Annotated in this window: 25 protein-coding genes; 19 read left to right on the top strand and 6 right to left on the bottom strand. The window is 42.6% G+C overall.

Annotated elements, in window-relative coordinates:
• Positions 1–11: 11 nt before the first annotated feature.
• From cobW to Q4486_RS00150, 6 genes are all read left to right on the top strand, one after another.
• Positions 12–1,085 carry a cobalamin biosynthesis protein CobW gene (gene cobW / locus Q4486_RS00175; RefSeq protein ID WP_303416560.1) on the top strand — a complete coding sequence of 358 codons (1,074 nt, stop codon included), beginning with the start codon at positions 12–14 and terminating at the stop codon, positions 1,083–1,085.
• Positions 1,086–1,097: 12 nt separating this feature from the next.
• Positions 1,098–5,027, top strand: a complete 3,930-nt coding sequence (cobN, locus tag Q4486_RS00170; RefSeq protein ID WP_303517461.1) for a cobaltochelatase subunit CobN — start codon at positions 1,098–1,100, stop codon at positions 5,025–5,027.
• Positions 5,028–5,073: 46 nt separating this feature from the next.
• On the top strand, positions 5,074–6,576 hold the full coding sequence (locus Q4486_RS00165; protein ID WP_303517460.1) for a cobyric acid synthase: 1,503 nt from the start codon (positions 5,074–5,076) through the stop codon (positions 6,574–6,576).
• Positions 6,573–7,511 (top strand): adenosylcobinamide-phosphate synthase CbiB, encoded by a 939-nt coding sequence (cbiB, locus tag Q4486_RS00160; RefSeq protein ID WP_303517458.1) that lies wholly within the window; start codon positions 6,573–6,575, stop codon positions 7,509–7,511. Before Q4486_RS00165 ends, cbiB begins: the two co-directional genes overlap by 4 nt.
• Positions 7,508–8,605 (top strand): aminotransferase class I/II-fold pyridoxal phosphate-dependent enzyme, encoded by a 1,098-nt coding sequence (locus Q4486_RS00155; protein ID WP_303517456.1) that lies wholly within the window; start codon positions 7,508–7,510, stop codon positions 8,603–8,605. Before cbiB ends, Q4486_RS00155 begins: the two co-directional genes overlap by 4 nt.
• 181 nt (positions 8,606–8,786) lie before the next feature.
• On the top strand, positions 8,787–9,887 hold the full coding sequence (locus Q4486_RS00150) for a sirohydrochlorin chelatase (protein ID WP_303518103.1): 1,101 nt from the start codon (positions 8,787–8,789) through the stop codon (positions 9,885–9,887).
• Positions 9,888–9,957: 70 nt separating this feature from the next.
• On the opposite strand, the gene Q4486_RS00145 is transcribed toward Q4486_RS00150, so the two are convergent.
• Both Q4486_RS00145 and Q4486_RS00140 read right to left on the bottom strand, forming a co-directional pair.
• Complete coding sequence (locus tag Q4486_RS00145) at positions 9,958–10,479, bottom strand: cytochrome P460 family protein (RefSeq protein WP_303416565.1); 522 nt, start codon at positions 10,477–10,479, stop codon at positions 9,958–9,960.
• Between the two features lie 146 nt (positions 10,480–10,625).
• A complete protein-coding gene (locus Q4486_RS00140; protein WP_303517453.1) occupies positions 10,626–11,039 on the bottom strand; it encodes an MmcQ/YjbR family DNA-binding protein in 414 nt (137 codons plus the stop codon).
• 92 nt (positions 11,040–11,131) lie between these two features.
• Between Q4486_RS00140 and Q4486_RS00135 the strand changes: the two genes are divergently transcribed.
• Entirely contained in the window at positions 11,132–11,590 is a 459-nt protein-coding gene (locus tag Q4486_RS00135) for a CreA family protein (RefSeq protein ID WP_303517452.1), read from the top strand.
• Positions 11,591–11,631: 41 nt separating this feature from the next.
• Here the strand turns inward: Q4486_RS00135 and Q4486_RS00130 are convergent, their stop codons facing one another.
• Entirely contained in the window at positions 11,632–12,291 is a 660-nt protein-coding gene (locus Q4486_RS00130) for a methyltransferase (protein WP_303517449.1), read from the bottom strand.
• Between the two features lie 351 nt (positions 12,292–12,642).
• On the opposite strand from Q4486_RS00130, the gene Q4486_RS00125 reads away from it, so the two are divergent.
• Positions 12,643–14,655 carry a methyl-accepting chemotaxis protein gene (locus Q4486_RS00125; protein ID WP_303517447.1) on the top strand — a complete coding sequence of 671 codons (2,013 nt, stop codon included), beginning with the start codon at positions 12,643–12,645 and terminating at the stop codon, positions 14,653–14,655.
• Between the two features lie 85 nt (positions 14,656–14,740).
• Here the strand turns inward: Q4486_RS00125 and Q4486_RS00120 are convergent, their stop codons facing one another.
• The gene (locus Q4486_RS00120; protein WP_303416570.1) at positions 14,741–14,896 is read right to left on the bottom strand and encodes a DUF2986 domain-containing protein; all 156 of its coding nucleotides are present in this window, start codon (positions 14,894–14,896) and stop codon (positions 14,741–14,743) included.
• Between the two features lie 293 nt (positions 14,897–15,189).
• Between Q4486_RS00120 and Q4486_RS00115 the strand changes: the two genes are divergently transcribed.
• The 5 genes from Q4486_RS00115 (at position 15,190) to Q4486_RS00095 (ending at position 17,800) form a co-directional block, all read left to right on the top strand.
• Positions 15,190–15,396, top strand: a complete 207-nt coding sequence (locus Q4486_RS00115) for a cold-shock protein (RefSeq protein WP_067861674.1) — start codon at positions 15,190–15,192, stop codon at positions 15,394–15,396.
• Positions 15,397–15,632: 236 nt separating this feature from the next.
• On the top strand, positions 15,633–15,854 hold the full coding sequence (locus Q4486_RS00110; protein WP_303517444.1) for a hypothetical protein: 222 nt from the start codon (positions 15,633–15,635) through the stop codon (positions 15,852–15,854).
• A gap of 32 nt (positions 15,855–15,886) precedes the next feature.
• Positions 15,887–16,093: a hypothetical protein gene (locus tag Q4486_RS00105; protein WP_303416572.1), complete on the top strand. Its 207-nt coding sequence runs from the start codon at positions 15,887–15,889 to the stop codon at positions 16,091–16,093.
• Positions 16,094–16,237: 144 nt separating this feature from the next.
• Complete coding sequence (locus tag Q4486_RS00100; RefSeq protein ID WP_303416573.1) at positions 16,238–16,945, top strand: DUF445 domain-containing protein; 708 nt, start codon at positions 16,238–16,240, stop codon at positions 16,943–16,945.
• A 210-nt stretch (positions 16,946–17,155) separates the two neighbouring features.
• Complete coding sequence (locus Q4486_RS00095; RefSeq protein WP_303517443.1) at positions 17,156–17,800, top strand: tRNA (adenine(22)-N(1))-methyltransferase TrmK; 645 nt, start codon at positions 17,156–17,158, stop codon at positions 17,798–17,800.
• Between the two features lie 34 nt (positions 17,801–17,834).
• Here the strand turns inward: Q4486_RS00095 and pyrC are convergent, their stop codons facing one another.
• On the bottom strand, positions 17,835–18,863 hold the full coding sequence (gene pyrC / locus Q4486_RS00090) for a dihydroorotase (RefSeq protein WP_303416575.1): 1,029 nt from the start codon (positions 18,861–18,863) through the stop codon (positions 17,835–17,837).
• Positions 18,864–19,098: 235 nt separating this feature from the next.
• Positions 19,099–19,440: a hypothetical protein gene (locus tag Q4486_RS00085; RefSeq protein WP_303416576.1), complete on the bottom strand. Its 342-nt coding sequence runs from the start codon at positions 19,438–19,440 to the stop codon at positions 19,099–19,101.
• Positions 19,441–19,823: 383 nt separating this feature from the next.
• Here Q4486_RS00085 and dnaX point away from each other — a divergent pair, with 383 nt between their 5' ends.
• Genes dnaX through Q4486_RS00055 form a run of 6 tightly spaced genes read left to right on the top strand, consistent with a single transcriptional unit; the run spans position 19,824 to position 24,674 of the window.
• Positions 19,824–21,785 carry a DNA polymerase III subunit gamma/tau gene (dnaX, locus tag Q4486_RS00080; protein ID WP_303517442.1) on the top strand — a complete coding sequence of 654 codons (1,962 nt, stop codon included), beginning with the start codon at positions 19,824–19,826 and terminating at the stop codon, positions 21,783–21,785.
• A gap of 17 nt (positions 21,786–21,802) precedes the next feature.
• Positions 21,803–22,129, top strand: a complete 327-nt coding sequence (locus Q4486_RS00075; RefSeq protein ID WP_303416578.1) for a YbaB/EbfC family nucleoid-associated protein — start codon at positions 21,803–21,805, stop codon at positions 22,127–22,129.
• A 3-nt stretch (positions 22,130–22,132) separates the two neighbouring features.
• The gene (gene recR, locus Q4486_RS00070) at positions 22,133–22,732 is read left to right on the top strand and encodes a recombination mediator RecR (protein WP_303416579.1); all 600 of its coding nucleotides are present in this window, start codon (positions 22,133–22,135) and stop codon (positions 22,730–22,732) included.
• A 12-nt stretch (positions 22,733–22,744) separates the two neighbouring features.
• Positions 22,745–23,926 carry a ribonuclease D gene (gene rnd / locus Q4486_RS00065; protein WP_303517441.1) on the top strand — a complete coding sequence of 394 codons (1,182 nt, stop codon included), beginning with the start codon at positions 22,745–22,747 and terminating at the stop codon, positions 23,924–23,926.
• A 19-nt stretch (positions 23,927–23,945) separates the two neighbouring features.
• Entirely contained in the window at positions 23,946–24,233 is a 288-nt protein-coding gene (locus Q4486_RS00060) for a YcgL domain-containing protein (RefSeq protein WP_303517438.1), read from the top strand.
• Positions 24,234–24,674: a YcgN family cysteine cluster protein gene (locus tag Q4486_RS00055; protein ID WP_303416582.1), complete on the top strand. Its 441-nt coding sequence runs from the start codon at positions 24,234–24,236 to the stop codon at positions 24,672–24,674.
• The last annotated feature ends 5 nt before the right edge of the window (positions 24,675–24,679 follow it).

Below are 24,679 nucleotides of genomic sequence, written 5' to 3'. Positions count from 1 at the left end.
GAGTAGATAGAATGCAACTAAATAAGATCCCAACCACTGTTGTTACCGGCTTTTTAGGTAGCGGTAAAACGACTTTGTTATCTAATGTACTCAAGCAAGCCGCTGGTAAACGTATTGCTGTAATTGTTAATGAGTTTGGCGAACTCGATATTGATGCTGATCTATTACGTAGCTGCCCGCTGGATTGTGATGATGAGCAAGCCACTGCCTCGGGTGGCGAAAATGGTATCTATGAACTCGCTAATGGCTGTATCTGCTGTACCGTTGAAGAAGAGTTCCTTCCAGTGATGAAACAGTTAGTTGAGCGTCGTGATGATATTGACCATATTCTTATTGAAACCAGCGGTTTAGCCTTACCTAAACCCTTAGTTCAAGCGTTTAACTGGCCGGGTATTAAAGAGTATTGCACTGTTGATGCGGTGATTACGGTGATTGATGGGCCAGCGGTTGCTGCGGGGCGTTTTGCTCATGATGCGCAACAGGTTCAGGCGCAACGTTTAGCCGATGAAAGCCTAGACCATGATCCAAGCTTACAAGAATTATTGGATGATCAACTTAGCGCTGCAGACCTTGTGGTTGTCAGTAAAAATGATCTATTGGGGGCTGCTGAACGGGAGCGGGTTCAAGCGGTGATTAGCGCTAAAGTACCGAGTGCCGTTAAGACGACCTATATCAGTAATGGTGAAGCTGAATTGGATACGCTGATGGGGCTTGATGCCGCAGCAGAAGAGCGTATTCACGATGTTCATAACCACCATGATCATCACCACGCGCATGGTGAACATCATGATCATGCCCATGATCACTTTGACTCCTTTGTTATTACACTAGGTGAGGTGGATAGCGATAAGTTGCAAGTGGCGCTTAAAGGCCTGTTAAGTGAATTTAATATCTACCGTGCTAAAGGGTTTGCAGCTTTGCCGGGAAAACCTATGCGTCAAGTCTTACAAGCCGTTGGTAAACGCTTAGATGTATATTTTGACCGTCCATGGGGAGCGGATCAGCCTAAAACGCAATTGGTTTTTATTGGCAAAGGGATTGAGGAATCTGTTATTAAAGCCGCACTTGAAGACGCTTTAGTTTAGGCGACAGTAACTATGCACTTACTTGCTGCCCAACCCGGTGGTTTTGTTGATGATGAAGGTATTATCGATTTAAACCAAACACCGGCTGACCTGGTTATTCTTTCTGCCGCAGACAGTAGTCTGGGGGCCTTAGCTGCTGCTGTCTCTCTTTATCAGGAGCAGGGGCCATTAGATGGTTTAGCTAAAGGGCAGTTAGCAGATATACGTCTTGCCAATTGGATGCAGTTATTAAAACCTGCGGCCTATGATCTGTATGAAGATAAAGTATTAGATAAAGCGAAAGTTGTGGTGTTATCGCTTTTAGGCGGCGCAAGCTACTGGGCATATGGGTTTGAGCGGTTACAAGCTTGGGCGGCGGCTGATACGGCTCGAACCTTGATTATAGTGCCTGGTGATGATGCCTTAGATCCGCAGTTAATTAAGGCCAGTTCAGTTTCTGAAGCAGAATGTATCCGTGTTTGGCGCTATTTACGCGAAGGGGGTGTGGATAACTCGTTGCATTTACTGAATGCCTTAAGCAGTGAATATTTAGCTTTGCCTCTGCGCTGGCATGAACCTACCTCTTTACCTAAGTGCCTGCTTTATATGCCGGTGACAGATGAGAAAACAGTACGAAAAGAATCGATAAAAGCCTTAGGGCAAGCCACTTTCAATGAGTGGCAACAGCGTTGGGCAGAGAATGTAGCCAAACAGGATAGTGAGGCGACGGCGTTATTACTGTTTTACCGGAGTCACCTGCAAAGCGGTAATACAGAGATGTTTGATCAGTTGATCGCTGAGTTAGAAGATCAAGGGATCAAGCCTTTGCCCGTGGCGATTACCTCCTTGAAAGATCCTGAGTCGCTAGCTTTAGTGAATGCCTTGCTGGAGCAGAGTCAGGCGAGTTTGATTATCAATAGCACGGGTTTTGCCTCAAATACGGTGGCAAGTCCTGATCTTTGTTCGCAACCCAGTGAGTTTTATTCACCCTTTATGCGCAAAGTGCCAGTATTACAACTGGTGTTATCGAGTAGTACAGAAGAGGATTGGCAAACCCATAAGCAAGGTTTACGTAGCCGTGATATCGCTATGCAAGTGGTTTTGCCTGAGATGGATGGGCGTATTCATACCCGCGCTTTAAGTTTTAAAAGCGAGGCCTATTACGATGATCATAGCCAAGTATCTGTTGTGCGCTATCAGCTCCATAAAGAGCGGGCGCAGTTTGTTGCCCAATTAGTTAAGCGTTATGCCTCGCTGTCTACTAAAGCAAATAGTGATAAGCGTATAGGGGTTATTTTAGCTAACTACCCGACTAAAGATGGCCGTATTGGCAATGGAGTTGGCTTAGATACGCCAGCGTCTGCTTTGAATATTTTACAGGCATTGCAGGGTGCGGGTTATCCACTTGATAGCTTGCCTGAGAGCGGCGATCAATTAATCCAAGCTTTATTGGGTGCTGTGACCAATAACCCTAATACACTTCATCAATTGCCCTGTTGGCAGAGTATAGCTTTAGCGGATTATCAACGTTGCTTTAGGCAATTACCTGAAGCCTCTCAGCACGCGGTGCTTGAACAATGGGGCGGTCCTGAACAGGATATTAAATACCGGAATGGACGTTTAATGCTGTCAGGTATTCGTTTAGGTGAAACCTTTGTCGGTATTCAGCCCGCACGGGGGTTTAATATTGATTTAGTGGCTAACTATCATGACCCAGATCTGATTCCCCCTCATAATTATTTAGCCTTCTATTTTTGGCTGCGTGAGTGTTACCAAGTCGATGCGATTATCCATGTGGGAAAACATGGTAATTTAGAGTGGCTACCGGGCAAGGGCAGTGCATTATCAGCAAACTGTTGGCCTGATATAGCCCTAGGGCCTATGCCTCACTTCTATCCTTTTATTGTCAATGATCCAGGAGAGGGGGCACAAGCAAAACGCCGTACTCAAGCGGTGATTATTGATCATCTTATGCCGCCGATGAGTCGTGCTGAAACTTATGGCGAAATGGCCGTTCTGGAAGGGCTGGTGGATGAGTATTATCAAGCGATGGGGATGGATGATAAACGTCAGCAGTGGTTAAGAGATGAGATTCTTAAACAGGTACAAGATACGCATCTGTTAGAGGAATTAGGTGCGTCAGATCTAGTGGATAAAGATGAGGTCTTGACTGAGTTAGATGCTTACCTTTGTGATATTAAAGAGGCGCAGATTCGTCATGGCTTACATATCTTGGGTGAACTGCCTAACCCTGACAAATTAGCAGAAACCTTAGTGGCTCTGTTACGTCTCCCACGAGGCGACGATCCGAGTGCTCAAGGTATTTTGCATAACCTCGCTGTTGATCTCAATCTTGCAGAGGGTCTAGATTATCCGTTTGATCCATTAGAGGCCACACAGAAAAGCTGGCAAGGTAAAAAGCCGAAACTTTTAGCTGCTATATCTGATCAACCTTGGCGGAGTGAAGCGGATACTCGCGAACGTTTAGAGCTACTCGCCCTACAGCTGATTCAGGATTATATATTAAGGCCCCAGTCTCTTGATGACTTGGCGGAGCTACCGCGGATTAAAGAGCAGCTCGCCTATGTGCAAGCCACCCTTTATCGTGCACTCCTGCAAAGTGCTGAGTTAGAGATCCAATCATTACTGGATGGTTTACAAGGCATATTTGTTAATCCGGGCCCCAGTGGTGCGCCGACTCGGGGGCGTTTAGATACCTTACCTACAGGACGCAACTTCTATTCTGTTGATAATCGCTCTATACCTTCTCCTGCTGCGTGGGCTATAGGTGAGCGTTCAGCACAAGCTTTAGTTGAACGCCATCTGCAAGATCAAGGTGATTATCCACGTAGTTTAGGTCTCTCAGTGTGGGGTACTGCAACTATGCGTACCGGCGGGGATGATATTGCGCAAGCTTTTGCTTTGATGGGGGTGCGTCCTATTTGGGCACCGGGTTCCAATCGGGTGGTGGACTTTGAAATAATTAGTAGCCAACTCTTAGGTCGGCCACGAGTCGATGTAACCTTACGAGTATCGGGTTTTTTCCGTGATGCGTTTCCTAATGTTATGCGCTTATATGATGCCGCAGTGCAAGCGATTGCAGCCTTAGAAGAGCCGGGTAGTAGTAATACTATTCAGCAAAATATACAGAGACGCCAGCAGCAGTTGGTAGAGCAAGGCGTATCAAGCGAAGAGGCTCTACGCCAAGCCAGTTATCGTGTGTTTGGTAGTAAACCAGGAGCCTACGGGGCGGGGTTGCAAGGGTTGATTGATGAACGCTGCTGGGAGCAAAAGAGTGATCTTGCAGAGGCTTATCTCAATTGGGGCGGTTACGCTTATACCGGTACTTTTTCTGTTAAGAGTACAGAAGGTGTAGTGCAGGATGATGGTGTAGCGGTACCTGAGACCTTTCAGTATCAGCTATCCACTTTAGAGGCGGTCGTACAAAATCAGGATAATCGTGAACACGATATTTTAGATTCCGATGACTATTATCAGTTTCAAGGTGGTATGAGCAATGCGGTCGAAGTGTATAAAGGTGAAGCGCCGCAGGTTTACCATAATGACCATTCTAATCCGCAAAAGCCTAAAGTACGTACCTTAAAAGAGGAATTAAATCGTGTGATTCGCTCCCGTCTGTTAAATCCTAAGTGGATTGGGGCAATGCAGGAGCATGGTTACAAAGGTGCGTTTGAGATGACGGCGAGTGTGGATTACCTTTTCGCTTATGATGCGACGACTAATCTGATTGCTGATTATCAATATGAAAAAGTATCTGATGCCTTGGTTTTTGACCCACAGAATCGCGAGTTTTTAGAACAACATAATCCCCATGCATTAGAAGAGATTGCCGAGCGGTTATTAGAGGCAACTCAGCGGGGATTATGGCAGGAACCGGGTGACTATAGTGAGCGTTTACAAGATCTTTTATTAGAAATAGATGAGCAACAAGAGTCGATATAAACAGAATGTATCTACAGATAAATGCCCGTATTTGGAATTTAGATAGATGAGCGGATTTAGTTCACCCCATACATTGATGGTACAAGGTACGACCTCTGACGCGGGTAAAAGTATCTTAGTGACTGCGATTTGCCGTATTTTGGCACGCCATAAGATATCAGTGGCCCCTTTTAAACCGCAAAATATGGCATTAAATAGCGCGGTGACAGCGGATGGTGGTGAAATAGGCCGTGCTCAGGCGGTTCAAGCCGAAGCTTGTTATCTAGCACCCTCGGTTGATATGAACCCTGTATTGCTTAAACCTAATAGCGATATAGGCGCACAGGTGATTGTGAACGGAATAGCGATCGGCAATATGAAAGCTACGGAATACCATGCTTTTAAACCGCAGCTTTTAACTGAAGTTGTGCAAAGTCATCAACGGTTACAGCAGCAATTTTCAGCGGTTATTGTTGAAGGTGCAGGGAGCCCAGCGGAGATCAATCTGCGCGAGCATGATATTGCTAATATGGGCTTTGCTGAGCGTATAGATTGCCCCGTTATTATTGTGGCCGATATTGATCGTGGCGGCGTGTTTGCCCATCTACTGGGTACTTATGAGTTACTTAGTGTGTCAGAAAAGGCGCGGGTAAAAGGATTTGTGATCAATCGTTTTCGGGGTGATGTCTCACTACTTGAACCGGGGCTTGATTGGTTGACCGCTCGTACCGGAGTGCCTGTATTAGGTGTTATACCTTATCTGACTAATCTACATATAGAGGCGGAAGATGCGGTCAACCAGCAACAGAAAAATGCTGGAAACTATCAACAGTTAAAAGTGGTCGTTCCACTCTATCCTAGGGCCAGCAACCATACAGATTTTGATGTTTTACGTATGCACCCCCAGGTTGATTGCACTTTTATGAAAGAGATTACAGAGTTTTGCGGTGCGGATCTGATTATTTTGCCGGGTAGCAAGAATGTACAGGGGGATCTGCAATGGTTAATAGAGCAGGGTTGGGATGAGGTTATAAAACGACATCTGCGCTTAGGCGGTAAAGTGATCGGTATCTGTGGCGGTTATCAGATGTTAGGTCATTGGGTTCATGATCCCGATAAGATTGAATCAACGGCCGGTTCTAGTGCTGCATTAGGGTTATTAGATATGGAAACGACCTTAATGGATGATAAGTGTCTTCGTAATGTTAGTGGCTATTTGTGTGACAGTGAGATAGAGGTTAAAGGTTACGAAATTCATGCAGGTGAGAGTAGAGGCCCTGCTTTAGAAACACCTCTATTTCAGTTGATTGATGAAGGGGGAAAACAGCGCTATGAGGGGGTACGTAATAGCGATAATACGCTTTTAGGAACCTATCTACATGGGGTGTTTGATCACCCTCAGTTACTGGCTGAGTTATTAGGTTGGGCTGGTCTTACACAAACAGAGCGTTTTGATTATCCCGCTTTCCGCGATCAACAAATTGATCGTTTAGCCGATGCGGTCGAGGCGGTGATGCCACTTAGCTTATTAAGTGCATTGCTGGATCTTGAGGAGCGATCAGCCGTATGAGTATCGCTTTGAGTTTATTGGTTGCTCTGTTGTTAGATTATTGGTTTAAAGAACCTAAGCGTTTTCATCCTTTAGTGGGTTTTGGCAATATGGCGAGCTTGCTCGAAAAACGCTTTAATCTGAATGACAAAAAGGGTGGCGTTATTGCTTGGTGTCTAGCTGTTTTGCCTTGGGTGTTTTTGGGTTTTCTTTTGCAATATAGCTTGCTTGATATGCCTGTATTAATGGCTGTTGTAGCGGGTGTTGTGCTTTATTTTGGCCTAGGCTGGCAGAGCTTGTTAAGTCATGGGATGGCAATTGCTGAACCTTTAAAAAGGGGAGATCTGCAGGCTGCGCGTCAAGCGGTATCGATGATTGTTAGTCGAGATACGTCAGAGCTCGAGGAGGAAGCGATCGCTTCTGCTGCTACAGAGTCGGTTTTAGAAAATGGTGCAGATGCTATTTTCTCAGCGTTGTTTTGGTTCTGTTTACTCGGTATTCCGGGTGTAATTCTTTATCGTTTGAGTAATACCCTTGATGCGATGTGGGGCTATAAAAACACACGCTATGTGCAGTTTGGTTGGTGCGCTGCGCGTATAGATGACCTATTAAACTTTGTTCCCGCTCGGTTGACGGCTGCTAGTTATGCGTTGCTTGGAGATACTGCTATTGCGATAAAAGCATGGCGTGAGCAAGGGCGTATTTGGAAAAGCCCAAATGCAGGCCCTGTAATGGCCTCAGGTGCAGGGGCCATTAATGTTTCTTTAGGGGGAGCGGCAATCTACCATGGCGAGTTACAGCAACGGCCAGCTCTGGGACCTGAAACGGGCGATAAGCCGTCAGCTGAAAGTATTAAACTTGCGTGTGAATTAGTTAATCGAGTTCTGATTTTTTGGGTGGTTCTTATCTATGTAGTGACTGCTGTTTTCGTCTCTGTGCAGAGTACAAGCCTGTGAAAGCAGAAACAGTTAAGTTAATCCATGGTGGTGATCTGCAATCGGCGGCCATGCGATATGGTATTGAGCTAGAGGAGTGGATCGATCTATCTACGGGGATTAATCCTTGCGCTTATCCTATCCCTAAGTTGAATGAGATCTGCTTTCAACAGTTACCTTATCTTTCTACTGAGTTTAAGAAGGCGGTTACTTCCTATTACGGTAGTGACCGTTTTGCCGCTTGTAGTGGGAGTCAGCAGGTGATTGAACTCTTACCTAAATTACTACCTAAGCTGCCGGTACTCTTACCAAGCTTAGGTTATCAAGAACATTCAGAGAGTTGGATCAACGCTTGCGAGGATGAGAGAGATATTCATTTTTATCCTGCGACTGATCAGGACGTGGCGATAGAGCGTATAGAGTTTCAATTGGAACAAGGTGAGCCATTCCATTTAGTGGTGATCAACCCTAATAACCCTACTGGATTATCCTTTTCAGTGGCGCAGTTATTTGATTGGTCATCTAGGTTAGCGGAAGGTGGTTTTTTGATTGTCGATGAAGCCTTTATTGATCTGCACCCTGAACAGAGTGTCTTATCCCATTATGATGAGTTTCATACTGTTGATAATCTAGTGGTGATGCGCTCTTTTGGTAAGTTCTTTGGTTTGGCTGGATTGCGATTAGGGTTTCTTTTTGGACCTGAAGTGGTGTTACAGGCGGTACATAATCGGATTGGGATTTGGTCGATCAATGGACCTGCTCAAGCTGTAGCTACAGATGCTTTCAATAACCGTACTTGGCAGATGAAAAACCGCGTAAACATTAGGCTAAATAGTGAAAGAACACTGGCGCTGTTTTCGCCTTTATTAAAACGTATCGAGGCTAAAATGCAGGGGACTTCTCTGTTGTTTAGTAGTTGGTGGGTAAAGAGTGAGCGGCTAGAGCAGATGTATGACTTTTTTGCGCAACGGGGTGTGTTGTTACGAGTGATTGAAGAGTTGAGTAAACCTTCTGATTTGAGCCTTTTGCGGCTTGGTATTATTGATGCTGAGAATGAATCTATAGTGTTGAAACTTCAGCAAGTGATAGATGAATTTATTTTAACATTTGATTGAATTAGGTCACCCAAGTGTTTTTCACTTAGGTATGAATGTTGGTTCTGTAGATACTCGATTGATTTGGGACTGATTGATAGATTCTTTTCTTAAGAAGCTGCAATTAGTTTTGACTCGGGTAAAATTCAGAACTTGTTTTTTAAGTTTTATTGGAGATAGCCCAGTGCCTAAAAAAGGTATTATGGTGTGTGGTCACGGTAGCCGTGATAAAGATGCAGAGCGTGAATTTAGTCGTGTGGCTGAGGGGTTGAAAAAGCGCTTTCCTGATATGCCTATCGAGTATGGTTTTTTAGAATTTTCTGCACCTAATATCCATATGGGGCTTAACTCCTTACTAGAGCAAGGTGTTGATGATATTTACGCGGTACCTGGGATGTTGTTTGCGGCGACACATGCCAAAAATGATATTCCATCGGTATTGACTACCTATGCGGAGAAAAACGATGGGGTTTCTGTACATTATGGTCAAGAATTAGGCTTACACCCCGCGATGATCGAAGCATTTCAAGCACGTATTTACGAATCCTTAGGTCTTGATCCGGCTAATCCGCCAGATAATCTTTATGACACTATGTTGGTTGTTGTCGGTCGTGGTACTTCTGATACTGAGGCGAACGCTGAAGCCGCTAAACTAACCCGCATAGTTAATGAAAATATGGGTTTTGGTTGGGCAGATACCGTTTATTCTGGAGTGACTTATCCATCAGTGGGCGTTGGCTTAGAACGCTTAATTAAACTCGACTTTAAACGTATTGTTGTCGCGCCCTATTTTTTATTCACAGGTCGTTTAATTAAACGCATTTTCGGTTATGTGGATAAAGTTGCTACGGAAAATCCTGAATTTGAATTTATTAAAACTCCTTATCTAAATGATCATGAAAAAGTCATTGATGCATTTGAGATAAGGGTGCGTGAAATTTTAGAGGATGAGGGGCAATCGCCCAGTGAATCCTTGATGGAATCTTTCCAGCGACGTTTAGCATCAGGTGAGGTGGATATTCATCACCATCATGCTGAATTTAATCCTGAGGATGAGCATTCACAGGGTCATAGTCATTCACATGGGCATTCACACACGCATGATCACGAGCATACCCATGATCATAGCCACGGGCACTCCCATGGAATCTATAAGCATATAGGTCATCCATTAGGCCCGCGTACAATGATAGGTGAAGGGATCTGTTGCTGCTTTATGAGTCAGTTTCCACAAGAGATTCTGGATGAAGAGAAGGAGAAAATCGGGCTGTCTAAACCTGAGGATACTTTAGCTCACCAATAACAGGCTATCTTGGTTTAGATTAAAGGTCAGGGGGCTAGAAAAGCCCCTTGACGGTCTTTTAGTGAAGGGATTATTTTCTATTTTGCTCAGCAATAATATGCTGATAAGAGAAAAGATGATGAGAGTCTGTATGTGGTGCGTGGCATGCGGCACATTGGGTTAGGTCTTTATTGGCTCTCTCGCCGCTTGGTTTGAATGCAGCAAAATCCCAATCATCATTGCCCATGCCTTTAGGGTAAGCCTCGGCCGCCCCCTCACGCCGTTCCATTACGGCAAGCAAAGCCAGCTTATTAATGATTCTTTCTCCTAAGGTGGAGTTGATAACCTTACCATCGGCATCTTTTTCTACTTTGTAAATTTCCCCGACGATTACTGTACCGTAAGGTAATTGACCGTTTTCTTCGGTACCGCTTAGCCCTTTGTCATTAATGTATAACTTAATGTACTGATCGGGGTTTTGAGTACGGTTAAGAGCTAGGTAAGGTGTAAAGTTGGTCAAGTAGTCTGCTGGGAAATCAATTTCATCTCCAGGACCTGCCCAACAAAAGGAGCTGCCTATGATACCTGCGGTTAGTGCTATAACTTTCTTCATGTCTTCATCCTCATATATTATTATTTTTTGTGCTTTTGAAGTGATGCTTTTAACATGTATTAAATATACATTAAATTTATTAAGAGTCTATTATTTGGATGATATTTTCAATGCCTAGTTCTATAAGAGGTTTTGAGGTATAGCTGTTAGCGATAAAGTTGTGTAGGAGAGTAGGTTAGTTCGAGCTGGGTTCGCTCTGCCTTTGTTAACTTTTTAACCACTAAACCATAGGAACGATCAATCAATCGCTCAATCTCTTTTTCGGGCATCGTTGGTTTTAGGACAACACTGATCCAATGTTTCTTGGACATATGATAGGCCGGTAGAATCTCAGGAAATATATCGCGCAGCATAAAGGCTTCATCAGGGTCGCATTTGAGGTTTAAAAAAGCATAGCCGGCAAACTCACTACCTAGTTCTTTTCCCGCTTTTCCGCAAATGCCTAACAGAGCAAACATTTTTTTCTTTACTTTAAATACCGCTGTTTGTGGACCAAAGGGATATTCTTTATAGACATCAGGACGAGAGAGGGCGTATTTTTCTGCTTGTTTATAATCCATAAAGTCACTGCTCTTGGGTTTATTGAGTAATATTTTGGTTGGCGCGATACTGTTTGCTGTAAGTTTAAAATATAAATAATACAAGGATAAGCATGAAAAATGTTCTATTAATCAGCATTTTCTCTCTATTGTTAGGTTGTAGTGATGACGAAGTGGGGGATGTTTCTCTTGGTTTTTTAACCACTAAAGATATAAAGATTAGTGTGTTTGTCGATCCCATAGTGACAGGCGTTACCTGTCATATTGCAAACATTGAGGCTGATTTAGATTTTGCGGATCCTAGTGATGGGGCTATTGCTTGCCGCCAAACAGGGGTGATAAGTCCTGAGATGATTGATCAGATAGATAAGTCAAAATCAGGAGAGGTCGTGTTTAAAAAGTCGAAAAGTATTCTGTTTAAATCGTTAAAAATTCGCCGTATTTATGATGCTAGCTCCCAAACACTGATGTATGTGTCTTATTCAACAAAGGAAACTTCTGGGAGCTATAAGCACAGTTTGTCCACTGTACCGCTGTGGGGTACTAATGCTTATAAAGTAAAGGCTCAATAGCAAGCCTATTGATAGAGAAGTAAAAGCAGATGAATGAGCCTTTATTGCTCACGTGTAAACCTTAAAATATCACCTTTAAAAGGCTGTTCTAAATAGTCGGTGTTAATGGGCTTTATATGGGAGGGAGAGTAGCCATATTTATCCATTAGTAGACTGAGTTTGTTTTTTCGACCACGGCCTGGATCAACAATAATAACTTCGCATGTAGGTTTTGCATGGTTTTCAATAAAGTCGGCTAATTGTTGAATATGTTGATTTTCATACAGAAGGTCGCTACCAATAATCAGATCAAACTTTCCTAAGTCACTCGTATCTTCAGCCCAATCTACACGTTCAAATTTAATCTCTTCATCATGATTTAGGACGGTGTTTCTTTGTAAGAATTTTTCAACTTCAGGATGATAATCTGTGGCGGTAATATTGGCGTGCTGTTTGTTTAATAATAAGCTAGACAGAGCCATTCCGCAGCCTACTTCTAAGATCTTTTTGCCTTCGGTTTCATAGTCAGAGATATAGTTTGCAAGAACTAGACTTGAGGGCCAAATGATACCAAAGAGCGGCCATAGGGCAGAGGATATACCTAGCTCTTCCGCAATCCCTTTGGGATCGCTAAATTGTTGATTATCACGCAGTGTACATAAGTGAATATCAATTTTTCCAAACTCGACAGTTTGGTATCGAACACGTACAGGGGTCGTCATTTTTTATCCAGAGTTGATTGATTCGGCATAGCCAGCTATCAAAGATAAATGACATTAAATATGTCTATTTAGAGTACAGCGCTGTGGCTTAAGTGCAAGATTTTTTATTTTTAGCCGCCTCATTACAGATACTCTGCGTAATCAGAAGGGGACTCTCTATGCGGGGTGCTTTGGTATCGTATTGGTGATGCTTAAGTAGTAAATTTTGCTAATCAGCTTGTTCAAATTAGCTATCAGCGGCTTTAATTAAGGTTATAAAAAAACAATAAGGCGTAAGGATGGCAATTATTAGAGCCATAAATCTAATAATGCCATAAAAACGTTTTTTTTAGGATCTATGGGTGGTAGCTAATGTCTTGGTTTGGTCGCAGTAAATCGTTAAAAATTCCTTTTGCTGATGCTGAAGTTATTAAAGTTAAATCTATTAGTAGTCGAGAAATCTCTGCCGATAATCTTGCTATGCTCGCTTTTGATGGGGCGTCGGTATCTTTGGTTATTGCGTTTATTTCACCACATATCGATTTTGAGAGCACAATTAGACAGTTAAAATCTGCTATGCCTGATGTACCTAAAATCGTAGGTGTAATGACGGCCGGAGAGTTAAGTTCCTGTGGACAAAAGTTGTACCATGATGCCGATAATCATTGGGATCACATAGTTGTTCAAAGTTACAGTAGTGATGTTTTCTCTGATGTAGCGATTAGGTCAGTACCGCTTCATTGTGAAGATATTCGTGCTGGCAATCCGACCATGACAAGAAAAGAGCGGGTGGCTAAATTCGCTGAAGAATTTAAACGCATCCAAGTACCTTTTGAGGTTAATTATCAAGACACGTTAGCCTTGACCTTTTTTGATGGCTTATCAGCTAGTGAAAACTTTTTCATGCAAGGTTTGTATGAAAGTGGTCAATTTCCTTGTTATTTTGTTGGCGGTTCTGCTGGTGGTAAATTAGATTTTCAACAAGCTCTTGTGTTTGATGGGGAGCGTGTTGCTCATAACCATGCTGTTGTTATCTTTGTTAAGTTAGCGCCTAGTATGCGTTATGGTGTCTTCAAGGCGCATAACTTTGAAAAAACGTCGACCTCCTTTATCGTTGCAGAATCTAATGTTTATACACGGGTTGTTCAGTCAGCCATTCGTGATGGTAGTAACCAGTTAAGCTCTATCGTAGATCTGCTCTGTGAGCATTTTAAGTGTTCTGCATCTCAGTTAGGTGATGCCCTTGCTGGTTATTCCTTCGCGGTTGAAATTGGTGGTGAGCTATTTATCCGTTCTATCGCTGCCATTAATGAGGCAGAAGGCAGTATCGCATTTTTCTGTGATTTAGAGTTTGGTGATCGATTGTATTTGGTTAAAGCTAAGCCTTTTGCTCAGACAACGAGTCAAGATTACCGTAATTTTTTACAAGGGAAATCAAGTAAACCTGTAGCGATGTTGGCAAATGACTGTGTGTTGCGCCGTTTGAATAATACTAATGAGCTTGCGCAAGTGCATGATTTTGACGGTATGAATGTTGCCGGGTTCTCCACATTTGGGGAGTTACTCGGTGTTCATATGAATCAGACGCTTACCGCGTTGTTCTTTTTTAAAGTTCAACCAGGTGAGCGATTTCAAGATGAGTACGCCGATAAGTTTCCCTATCACTACAGCAATTTCCGTCAATATTTTTTGAATGCTCGAATCAATAGCTTAGAGCAGATCAACTATTTACAAAACAACTTGATCGAATGTATGGGAGCCTATCGTCCTCTATTGCGGAAAATGGTTGGCAGTTTTGATCATGTTTCCGGCTATGCTCAAACGACAGGCAATGTCCTGAATGATATTCAGCAGAAATTCTTAGGATTTTCTAAAGGTATTGAAGATCAAGGTGAATCGCGTAAAGACTTACACTTAAAGGTAGAAGACTTAAAGCAGAACTCTGAAGAGGTCTTAACTATTTTGAGCGTTATTTCTAGTATCGCTGATCAAACCAATCTATTAGCGCTTAATGCTGCAATTGAGGCTGCGCGTGCAGGCGAGGCGGGCAGAGGCTTTGCTGTTGTGGCTGATGAAGTTAGGCAGCTCTCCCATAACACTCAGCATAGTTTGAATGAAACGGGGAAAACGATTCATGCGGTAACGGGGTCAATTAATGCTATCCGCGATACGATCACAGAAATGGAAAGCTTTATGAGTCAAGTTTCTGAAAGCTCTAAGGCATTAAGTGATGAGATGAGTGGTCTTGTTGGATCATCCGAAGAGACCAGTGAACAAGTAAAAGATAGTATTGATTACATATCGGATGTTGAGACCGAAATGGATAATATTGATAGAGAAGTAGAAGCGATTGAGCGTCTACGTAAAATAGATACTTCTCGTTAGTTTTTGCTTACGGTTGCTATTCGGAGTAAGTTTTCCTTGCTCCGAGTAGCGCTTATCTCTCTATAAAGGCAGGCCTGTATAATCATTAGGATGTAGGTGTAGCGTCGCTAGCTAGGTTTTCTGTATCAACACGATCTGCTTTTGATATGTATCTAGGCTTAGTGCTCTGAGGCGCATTTTTAGCATTTGCTTTCTTTAATCTTTTTTTGAAAATTTGAGAGATCTTTTTCTTCCGATTCATAAGGTAAGCCTTGGTGTAGTCAAACTTAGGTAGATATAAGAGTAGGGCGGATTATAGATGTTTATAGAATTTAATCATCATTTGCCTTTTTATATAAATAAATACTTATAACCTTTGACACAGCTCTTCCGGCAGTATATTCTGGTCCCAGCTTGAGATTGATCCGCTATTTATGCACAACCTTTCGAAGTATTTCCGTAATTCCTCGTCCTGTTTTTCATAAGTAAAAGTAAAAGATCGCGCAGAAACAGCCTGATAAAGGCTAATTATTTATTTTAAATAGGATACAAAACATGTCTACTACTACTGGCACTGTTAAATGGTTTAACGAAGAAAAAGGTTTTGGTTTCATTGAGCAGCAGTCTGGTCCAGACGTTTTCGCTCATTTCTCTGCAATCCAGGGTGATGGCTTCAAAACTCTTGCTGAAGGTCAGCAAGTTGAGTTTTCTGTAACTCAGGGCCAGAAAGGTCCACAGGCTGAAAATATTCGTCCTGTATAATACAGTTTATTTCTTTTAACTCTTTGAGTTGAAGGCTAGAAGAGCGTGATTTCATCATGCTCTTTTTATTTTACACCCGCATTTAAATAGTTTGATCTATCTACAAATTCCTTTCTGTTTTATAGCAATATTTATTTCTGCTCTTTACCTTTAGTTGTTTATTGTAGTTTTTAGTTGGTTTACTACTAATTGGCTGATAATTAGGTCCTATTTGAAAATAAATAGGAGTTTATATTTTGCTGGAAAATCTCAGTGAAAATCTATGTGTATCTAAATTCCAAGGTATACATTATGATCAATGGGCTTGTTACGAATTGATTGTGACAGCGTCCGAATCTAAACGAAAAACTTGGAAGCCAATAACAGGTTTGATGCCTGCTGAGGCCATGAGTCACTTTTTGTTACGAAACTACCCTGCCGAACATGTGTCCAGTCAGTTTCGTGCCATTGTTAACTAAGTCTATCTGTAATATGAGAGAAACTAGATTTGATGGATAAATCTTTTGTTCTAGAACGCATAAATGTTTTTGCAGGACAGCCTATAGATCCTGCCTCCGATATTGAGGTTAAGCAGTTATTACGCAATAAATTTAATATTGCTTTACCGCAACGTCGGACATTAAACGAATCGTTAGAAGCTGTGGCCAGTGATCACGATGTGATAGATTTAATTATTCAGTATCGCCAGCAGTCTTAATCACTTTTAGTGTTTTAATTCCTTTCAGTTATCTATTTCAGTCCAGCCCTTGTATTTTATCTAGTCTGCCTTTATATACCTGTTTCTTGTGGTCGTCTTCTTGTGCGATTTGCAGCAAGTTTACAGTTGTCGTTGGAGCTATTTATGAATAAAAGTTTATTAACCAATTTATTAGCCGCACTTGCTTTTTTAGCGGGTTTTATCGTGGATGATAATTTGCTTCTGACGATTGGCCTGTTTTCACTTTCTGGCGCGCTAACGAACTGGTTAGCTATTCATATGCTGTTTGAGAAAGTGCCTGGCTTGTATGGTTCTGGCGTTATTCCTGCGCGTTTTGAGGACTTTAAGCTGGGAATAAAAGCTCTTTTGATGGAGCAGTTTTTTACTGAAGAAAATATTGAGCGGTTTCTGGGCGCTGAAAATGGAAAGCAGCCGGACCTTCATCTTGCCCCTGTTATTGAAAAAATTGATTTTTCGCCTACCTTTGATTCATTAATTGAAGTGATTCAAGCCTCTTCCTTTGGAGGTATGTTAGCTATGGTTGGCGGAACAGATGTTCTTCAGCCGTTGCGTCAACCGTTTATAGATAAGATGAAATCCTCAATTGAGGATATGACTCGAGATGAACAGTTTGTTGCGATGTTGCGTGAAGAGTTGGAAAGCCCAAATGTTATGGCCGAGATGCGAGTCAAAGTTGAATTGATCGTTCAGCAGCGTTTAGATGAGCTAACACCGCAGCTGGTTAAAGAGATCATTCAGCGAATGATTAAGGAGCACCTAGGCTGGTTAGTTGTATGGGGCGGCGTTTTTGGTGGATTAATTGGTTTGCTGGCTGCGCTTGTAGGTATGTAGTTATTAAGTTTTAGTTTATCTCTTTTGAAGCCGCTGTTATAGCGGCTTTGTTGTTTCTTGACTGTGTTCTCTCATATGTAAATATCTTTTGATGGTATGGGCAATTGAGCAATAAAATAGTTGAAAAGAGGTAGCTGTGTTTTATATCTATATTGGCCTGTTTTTTAGTGATTTTGTCTAATTTTCTGTCGTTAAGTTTTGAGGCTTATTTTGAAGTTATCTGCTCGTTTAGATGGGTTGGTTGATATGGTTAACGGTCCATATGCTCATATATGGGACTGTTGTTGTGATCATGGATATTTGGGCCGTCGGTTGTTAGATAGGTACCCTAGGTCTGTTATTCATTTTGTTGATATTGTTCCGTCGCTTATCGAGCGTATAGAAACCTCTCTAGCGGAGGTGGATAGGGGGCAATGGCAGGCCCATTGCGTAGATCTTAAAATATTAACTCTGCCGGATCCAGAAGCCCGTCAATTAGTGATTATTGCAGGGGTAGGTGGGGATTTGATGACTGAAATGGTCTCTGAGCTACTTACGAACCATCAGAGCCGGTCATTAGATCTATTATTATGTCCTGTACGCCAACTTTATAAAGTGCGTACGGCAATGGATTCCCTTGGTTTGGGCTTAGTTGATGAGTGTATAGTTAAAGATGGTGGGCTTTTTTATGAGTTGATCTATTTATCAACAGAAAGTGTTCGCAAGGTTAGTTGTGTGGGTGAAATGTGGGATCTTACTGACTCTGAGCATAGGGAGTACTTAACCCGCAATATTGAGCATTATCAACGTATGACCCAAGCTACTTCCCAAGAATCTCTTGCTTTGCAGGCTTATCGCAAGCTACTTCTTGTATAAAGAGGCTGCAGAACAGCCCCTTTATAGTTTGATTTTATTTTACTCGCCAATGTATCTGTTCGCCTGCACGGATGGGAACGACTTGATCCCCCCCTAATGGATAGCTTGCAGGAACATCCCAGCTTTCTTTGATTAGAGTTATAGTGTCGCTATTGCGAGGCAGCGCATAAAAGTCAGGTCCATTGAGGCTAGCAAAAGCTTCCAGTTTATCGAGTGCATTGGCTTCTTCAAATACCTCTGCATATAGCTCAATGGAAGCGTGAGCAGTATAAGAGCCTGCACAGCCGCAAGCCGCCTCTTTAGCGTGCTTCATATGGGGGGCAGAATCGGTTCCTAAAAAGAACTTTTTGCTTCCAGAGGTGGCTGCTTTTATTAGGGCTTCTTGGTGAATATTTCGCTTTAATATCGGCAGGCAGTAATAGTGGGGGCGTATGCCGCCAGCTAGCATGTGATTTCGATTAAATAGTAGGTGATGTGCTGTAATTGTAGCGGCAACATTATCACCTGCTGATGCTACGAACTCGGCAGCATCTTTTGTTGTGATATGTTCAAGTACGATTTTCAGGTTAGGAAAATCATTAACAACATCTTTAAGTACTGAATCAATAAAAGCTTTTTCGCGATCAAAAATATCTATAGAGGCATCGGTGACTTCCCCGTGCAATAGTAAAAGCATACCTGCTTCCTGCATAGCTTCGAGAGCAGGGTAGATATTTTTTATAGATGTGACACCTGAATCTGAATTAGTTGTCGCTCCGGCAGGATATAGCTTTGCCGCAACAATCTGACCGGTTGCTTTTGCTTTTATAATTTCTTCTGGCGCAGTATTGTCTGTTAAATAAAGTACCATTAGTGGTTCAAATGCACCTTGTGGTTTTTGATCCATAATACGTTGGCGATATTCTAGAGCTTCTTCGGTATTTGTTGCTGGGGGTACAAGGTTGGGCATAATGATAGCTCGCCCCATATAGCGGCTCACATCGCGAACGGTATCTTTAAGTTGTAAACCATCTCGAAGGTGGATGTGCCAGTCGTCTGGGCGCGTAATTGTAATAGAAGTCATTTAGAAGCTCACAGATTTTATTCAGATATTAGCGTGCGTATTAGGCTATATTATTTCATGGATATAGTTTTAATGCGCACTCAATTTTGAAAAGCGTGTCTGGGATTTGTTCAGTAAGGGTTGTATCACGGCGATCCATTAATATTCTATTGAGCCACCGTAATTTGCTAAGGCGAGAGGGTGTATTAAGGCGCTGGATAGTACGTATTCGCGCTTGTGAGTATTTGAGTGGCTTTTATTCCTCGACCCAGACGGTTCGGATAGGGTCACCGAAGTCATCGTATATGACCTTTTGTTTTGGGATTTTTTTAGGTGGAGTCGCTCTCGATTGAATAGTAGCTGACGCTGTTTTGTTTTTACGTCGTGAATCTATAGTTGATAAAAGGGCATGAACGGGCGTGCGTTCAGTAGGTCCAGGATTATCAAAGCTTGTTTTGTGATGATTGTAGCGCCCATCAACAAGGCCTGACTCTCCCATCTCTACTTGTTCGATCTCTCCACCCTTTTGCAGATACTGATTGACCTCAGCGTTAAGCTGATCTCTGAGCTCTGCTTTAGAGGGGCGTTTTTTAAACATACATGAAGCCTAGTTTTATCACTCTTTAATTTTAAACGTTATTTATAGTGCTGGCGAGGGCAAGTTTATGTTGATGGTTGAACTTGTGAGTTACTTGCTCATTTTCTATTGCTGAAAGACTAACGTATTTATAGGCGGCTGAGTAGTGATATACAGATTATGTGGCATTGTTAGCTAGAAAGAGAGTGAAGTGGGTAGATATTCAGCGACAGAATAAAAGGTAGTGCCCATTGGTTCTATATATTTAGGGTGAATGCTTATCCTTACTGGATGAGTGGGGGAGTGTCTTTGCGTGTTTAAAAGTAAGGTTTAGCTGGCGAAAAAAACATGCAAAAGGTAGCATAGGGCTCTGTTTTTTTCTAACAATAAGCTGCATATATTAGATGAGTTATCAGGTTCTGGCGCGAAAGTGGCGTCCTGCGAGATTTCAAGAAATGGTGGGGCAAGAGCATGTGCTGAAAGCACTTGTGAATGCTCTCGATGATGATCGGTTGCACCATGCCTATCTTTTTACTGGTACTCGAGGTGTAGGTAAAACGTCTATAGCACGCTTATTTGCTAAATCCCTTAACTGTGAAACCGGCGTATCCTCTACTCCTTGCGGACAGTGTTCTGCTTGTAAAGAGATTGCTGAAGGGCGTTTTGTTGATCTTATTGAGGTGGATGCGGCCTCGCGTACGAAAGTAGAAGATACCCGTGAACTGATGGAAAACGTGCAATATGCACCAACCCATGGTCGTTATAAAGTCTACCTAATCGACGAAGTTCATATGCTTTCTACGCATTCTTTTAATGCATTATTAAAAACCTTAGAAGAGCCGCCTCCGCATGTTAAGTTTCTGCTTGCAACGACAGATCCACAGAAACTACCGATTACGATTTTATCCCGTTGCTTACAGTTTAATCTTAAAAACTTAATTCCTGAGCGTATTGTCAGCCACCTTTCCCATGTGTTGGGAGAGGAGAATATCAGTTTTGAAGAGCCTGCACTTTGGCTTTTAGCCCGCTCTGCTGATGGTTCAATGCGTGATGCGATGAGTTTGACTGACCAAGCGATAGCCTTTGGTGCAGGTGTTATTAATGAAGCTGATGTTCGTGCCATGCTGGGAACGATCGATCAACGTTTAGTCTATCAAATGCTTTATTGCCTCGCTTCAGGCGATGCTAAAGGTTTGATGGCTTCTGTGACGGATCTTGCTCAGTTTTCTCCTGATTATAATACAGTGCTTGGTGACTTGATCAGTGTATTGCATCGCATAGCGCTTGCTCAAACGATTCCTGATGCTGTAGATAACAGTATGGGGGATATGCTTCAGGTTCAAGAATTAGCAAAGGCTTTAACGGCTGAAGATATACAATTGTATTACCAAGTTGCTTTGATGGGGCGTAAGGATCTGCCATTTGTTCCTGACCCTCGCGAAGGGTTAGAGATGGTATTACTCAGAATGCTAGCGTTCAGGCCTGCAGGGGCTAAGCCGCGTGCTGTAGCGTTACAAAATTCGTCAGCATTGGCTAGTAACAAAGTTGAGCCTAGTCGGGACTCTTCATCTGATATTCAGACTAATGAGCCTGTTGTAGATGTAGCGGAAGCTGTTTCGCTTGACAGGTCCGACTCGCTTCCTGAAGCTGAGCCAGCTATCGAGCAACCAATAGCGCCTCCCGCTTTAAACCCGGAAAATGATCTTAGGCAGGATGAACCGCCTGCTTATTATGATGAGGCTGAGTATGCGGCTCCTCAAAGTGGGGTAGACCCAAGAAAAAAGTTTGAAAGTGAAGGTGTAGAGCAAGAGAGCACTCCTCCTTGGAATATGGATGAAAGTGAACAGTCCTCTGTGAACGATCAAGCCATGCAGCCATTAGAGAATGAGTATGCGCCTTCAGAGAGTAAAACCGATTTTAAATCACTAGAAATAGCTAAAAGTAGCGTAGCTGTTGAAGAGTGTTCGCGTGATTTAGGTGCTATTCAGCTCTCTGATTGGGTGCATATTGGCCGAAACCTTGGCCTGAGTGGTATGACTGAGAGTTTAGCAACACATATATCTTTGGAAGAGATTAGATCTGACGCTGTTGTTCTACATTACACAAAAGATCAAAAGACGATGTTAAATGAAGTACAGCAACAACGGATAAGTGATGCGTTGAATACGTACTTCTCTGCGCCAGTGAGTGTCGAATTTGTACAGGCGATTCAAACGCAAGAAACGCCTGCACAGTACTTAAATAGAAAACGGGAAGAGCGGCATTCAGAAGCAATTACGTCAATTCGTAATGATGAGACAGTAAAACAGTTACAGCAACATTTTGATGCACAGATAGAGCTATCCTCTGTGCAACCCATCGATTAATTTTGAGGTAAAGAACAATGATGAAAGGTGGTATGGGCAATTTAATGAAACAAGCCCAGAAAATGCAAGAAAACCTACAGAAAGCGCAAGAACAAGTTGCACTTGCTGAGCAAACAGGTGAATCGGGTGCGGGCCTTGTTAAGGTAGTGATGAATGGTCGTCATGATGTTAAAAGCATTAATATTGATGATAGCTTGATGGAAGAAGATAAGGAGATTTTAGAAGACCTTGTCGCTGCGGCCGTTAATGATGCTGTTCGTAAAATTGAAACTTATACACAAGAGAAAATGGCTGAAGTGACAGGTGGTATGGGTATGCCTCCTGGATTTAATATGCCGTTCTAATCTATGTCTTTTAGTCCTCTTATTCAGCAGCTGATTACAGCGCTACGTTGTCTGCCTAGTGTTGGGCCAAAATCGGCCCAGCGTATGGCTTTCCACCTTTTAGAACGAGATACGGAAGGGGCTTTAGCTTTAGCTGGCATTTTACAAAAAGCCGTTGCAGAGGTAGGGCATTGTCGTCAATGTCGTACTTTGTCTGAACATGAGCTGTGTGATATCTGCCAATCGGAGAGCAGAGATAAATCAACGCTTTGTGTATTGGAATCTCCGGTAGACGTTTTGGCTATAGAGCAAACTGGCGGTTATAACGGTTTGTATTTTGTCCTTTCAGGACATTTATCACCGATTGACGGTATTGGGCCGGAAGATTTAGGTATAGATAAGCTTTTAGAATTTATCCATTCCACAGAAATAAATGAAATAATTTTAGCGACCAACCCTACTGTTGAGGGTGAGGCAACCGCACATTTTATTGCTGCTCAGGTGAAGGAGTTGGGCATTAAAGTGACTCGCATTGCACATGGTGTACCTGTAGGTGGTGAGCTGGAATTTGTTGATGGCGGTACGTTAGCGCACGCGATGGCGGGCCGGCGTTCACTGCTTTGAGGATTTAAAAAGTTGTCAGATTACAATTGGAAAACGTTAGAAGCTTCAGCCGAGGAGCCTATATGGATTAGATCTGAGGCAGATCTGAGTCGGTATTGTAATCACTGGCGAACTTTACCTTTAGTCGCACTAGATACTGAGTTTATTCGTGTTGAAACCTTTTATCCCATTGCAGGGTTAATACAGGTGGCGGATGATCGCCAGTGTTACCTGATTGATCCTTTAGATATATCAGACTTCAGTGCTCTATCTGAACTATTTCAAGATCGCTCTGTTATTAAGCTAATGCATGCAGCAACGGAAGATCTTGAGCTGTTTCTTAAAGTGTTAGGAGTACTTCCCCAGCCTGTTTTTGATACCCAGATAGGGGCTGCTTTACTTAACTGGGGCTTCTCTATGGGATTACAGAGGATGCTTGAGCAGAAACTCGATGTGCAAATGGAAAAGCATGAAACTACATCGGACTGGCTAAAGCGTCCATTGACCTCAAGTCAGATACATTATGCTGCGTTGGATGTCGCTTATTTACCTGAAATTTATGCAATGCAAAAGCAGGAGTTTGTGCAGCGAGATACCTATTCTTGGGCTGAGCAAGAAAACCAGAAAATGCTCGATAATGCATTGATTGATGACGTTGAGGGTTATGATTACTACCTACGTTTTACACAGATGTGGCGTTGTCCTGTGCATAAATTAGCAGCATTAAGGGATTTGACTGCTTGGCGTGAACAGGTTGCACGGGATCGAGACGTGCCGCGTAATCGAATATTAAAAAATCAGGCCTTATTACAAATTATTGAGGCCTGGCCGCGTAACATGGGCGACCTTTCTCGTTTAGATGAAATTAGAAAGCATATTTTGCGCAGTGATGGTGAAACGATTTTAGGTTTTATAAGGTCGGGGTCTAACAGCGCTGAAGCTAATCCACCGAAACCTATTCCAAGGCCTCTTCATTACTTTTGGAACAAACACCTGAAGAAGTTGAAGGCGATTGCCCGTAAAGCTGCTGAGGCTAATGACGTTGCGCCGGAGATTCTATTGCGTCGTAAAGAGTTAGAGCTACTTATTCGATCGGGTGTTGATGAAGGGGAGTATAGACTACCTTCCCAAATGTCAGAGTGGCGTCAAAAGTTAATAGGCCCAGCATTGTTAGATGAGCTTGAAGTTTTAGAGCGTTTAAGATGTTCGAGTTAAATATAAAGGTATTTTCTGCATGAAGGTTTGTTCTGTTTATTTAAGTTCTCGTAAAGATGAAATGTATCTCTATGTCGATAAGCGAGATAAGTTGAGTAAGGTGCCTGAGGCACTGTTAGAGCTGTTTGGAACAGCTAAGCTAGTCATGGATATTCCTTTGACGGCGAACCGTAAACTGGCGCGGGTAGATGTAGATAAAGTGCTGGAGGGCTTAGAGGAAAAAGGGTATTACCTGCAGATGCCGCCTCCCAAAGATGATTATATGCTGGATCTTCATAAAGATCGTCCTGAAAGTGGTGTGCGTTAAGTGGCCGCTCAAGAAGTTTTTTGGCGTAGTAAAAGTTTAGAACAGATGAATTCTACTGAGTGGGAATCCCTCTGTGATGGCTGTGCATTATGTTGTCTACATAAATTGGAAGATGAAGATACTCAAGAGGTTTTTTATACATCTGTTGTGTGTCATCTGCTCGATTTTGAAACCTGTCGTTGTACTAAATATGAAGAGCGTTGTTCGCTAGTGCCTGATTGCGTAAAACTTAGGCCTGAAGATGTAGATTCATTTCATTGGCTTCCACCAAGTTGCGCATATCGATTGGTTCATGAGGGGAAAGACCTTCCTGAGTGGCACCCTCTGGTCAGCGGGGATCAAAAAACAGTGATTGAATCAGGTGCGTCTGTTTTAAGTTGGTATGAAGTTAAAGATGATGAAATAGATGAAGAGGATTTTGTTGATTATATCATTGAGTGATTAAG

Source organism: Neptuniibacter sp. 2_MG-2023 (assembly GCF_030547495.1).
Classification (GTDB): domain Bacteria; phylum Pseudomonadota; class Gammaproteobacteria; order Pseudomonadales; family Balneatricaceae; genus Neptuniibacter.
The sequence above is the reverse complement of the archived record's forward strand: the minus strand, read 5'-3'. Positions and strand labels throughout refer to the sequence as shown.

What these genes read in the sequence shown, in the direction of transcription:
- cobW (WP_303416560.1), top strand. Translation starts at nt 12, where the DNA reads ATGCAACTAAATAAGATCCCAACCACTGTTGTTACCGGCTTTTTAGGT.
- cobN (WP_303517461.1), top strand. Translation starts at nt 1,098, where the DNA reads ATGCACTTACTTGCTGCCCAACCCGGTGGTTTTGTTGATGATGAAGGT.
- Q4486_RS00165 (WP_303517460.1), top strand. Translation starts at nt 5,074, where the DNA reads ATGAGCGGATTTAGTTCACCCCATACATTGATGGTACAAGGTACGACC.
- cbiB (WP_303517458.1), top strand. Translation starts at nt 6,573, where the DNA reads ATGAGTATCGCTTTGAGTTTATTGGTTGCTCTGTTGTTAGATTATTGG.
- Q4486_RS00150 (WP_303518103.1), top strand. Translation starts at nt 8,787, where the DNA reads ATGGTGTGTGGTCACGGTAGCCGTGATAAAGATGCAGAGCGTGAATTT.
- Q4486_RS00145 (WP_303416565.1), bottom strand. Translation starts at nt 10,479, where the DNA reads ATGAAGAAAGTTATAGCACTAACCGCAGGTATCATAGGCAGCTCCTTT.
- Q4486_RS00140 (WP_303517453.1), bottom strand. Translation starts at nt 11,039, where the DNA reads ATGGATTATAAACAAGCAGAAAAATACGCCCTCTCTCGTCCTGATGTC.
- Q4486_RS00135 (WP_303517452.1), top strand. Translation starts at nt 11,132, where the DNA reads ATGAAAAATGTTCTATTAATCAGCATTTTCTCTCTATTGTTAGGTTGT.
- Q4486_RS00130 (WP_303517449.1), bottom strand. Translation starts at nt 12,291, where the DNA reads ATGACGACCCCTGTACGTGTTCGATACCAAACTGTCGAGTTTGGAAAA.
- Q4486_RS00125 (WP_303517447.1), top strand. Translation starts at nt 12,643, where the DNA reads ATGTCTTGGTTTGGTCGCAGTAAATCGTTAAAAATTCCTTTTGCTGAT.
- Q4486_RS00120 (WP_303416570.1), bottom strand. Translation starts at nt 14,896, where the DNA reads ATGAATCGGAAGAAAAAGATCTCTCAAATTTTCAAAAAAAGATTAAAG.
- Q4486_RS00115 (WP_067861674.1), top strand. Translation starts at nt 15,190, where the DNA reads ATGTCTACTACTACTGGCACTGTTAAATGGTTTAACGAAGAAAAAGGT.
- Q4486_RS00105 (WP_303416572.1), top strand. Translation starts at nt 15,887, where the DNA reads ATGGATAAATCTTTTGTTCTAGAACGCATAAATGTTTTTGCAGGACAG.
- Q4486_RS00100 (WP_303416573.1), top strand. Translation starts at nt 16,238, where the DNA reads ATGAATAAAAGTTTATTAACCAATTTATTAGCCGCACTTGCTTTTTTA.
- pyrC (WP_303416575.1), bottom strand. Translation starts at nt 18,863, where the DNA reads ATGACTTCTATTACAATTACGCGCCCAGACGACTGGCACATCCACCTT.
- Q4486_RS00085 (WP_303416576.1), bottom strand. Translation starts at nt 19,440, where the DNA reads ATGTTTAAAAAACGCCCCTCTAAAGCAGAGCTCAGAGATCAGCTTAAC.
- dnaX (WP_303517442.1), top strand. Translation starts at nt 19,824, where the DNA reads ATGAGTTATCAGGTTCTGGCGCGAAAGTGGCGTCCTGCGAGATTTCAA.
- Q4486_RS00075 (WP_303416578.1), top strand. Translation starts at nt 21,803, where the DNA reads ATGATGAAAGGTGGTATGGGCAATTTAATGAAACAAGCCCAGAAAATG.
- recR (WP_303416579.1), top strand. Translation starts at nt 22,133, where the DNA reads ATGTCTTTTAGTCCTCTTATTCAGCAGCTGATTACAGCGCTACGTTGT.
- Q4486_RS00060 (WP_303517438.1), top strand. Translation starts at nt 23,946, where the DNA reads ATGAAGGTTTGTTCTGTTTATTTAAGTTCTCGTAAAGATGAAATGTAT.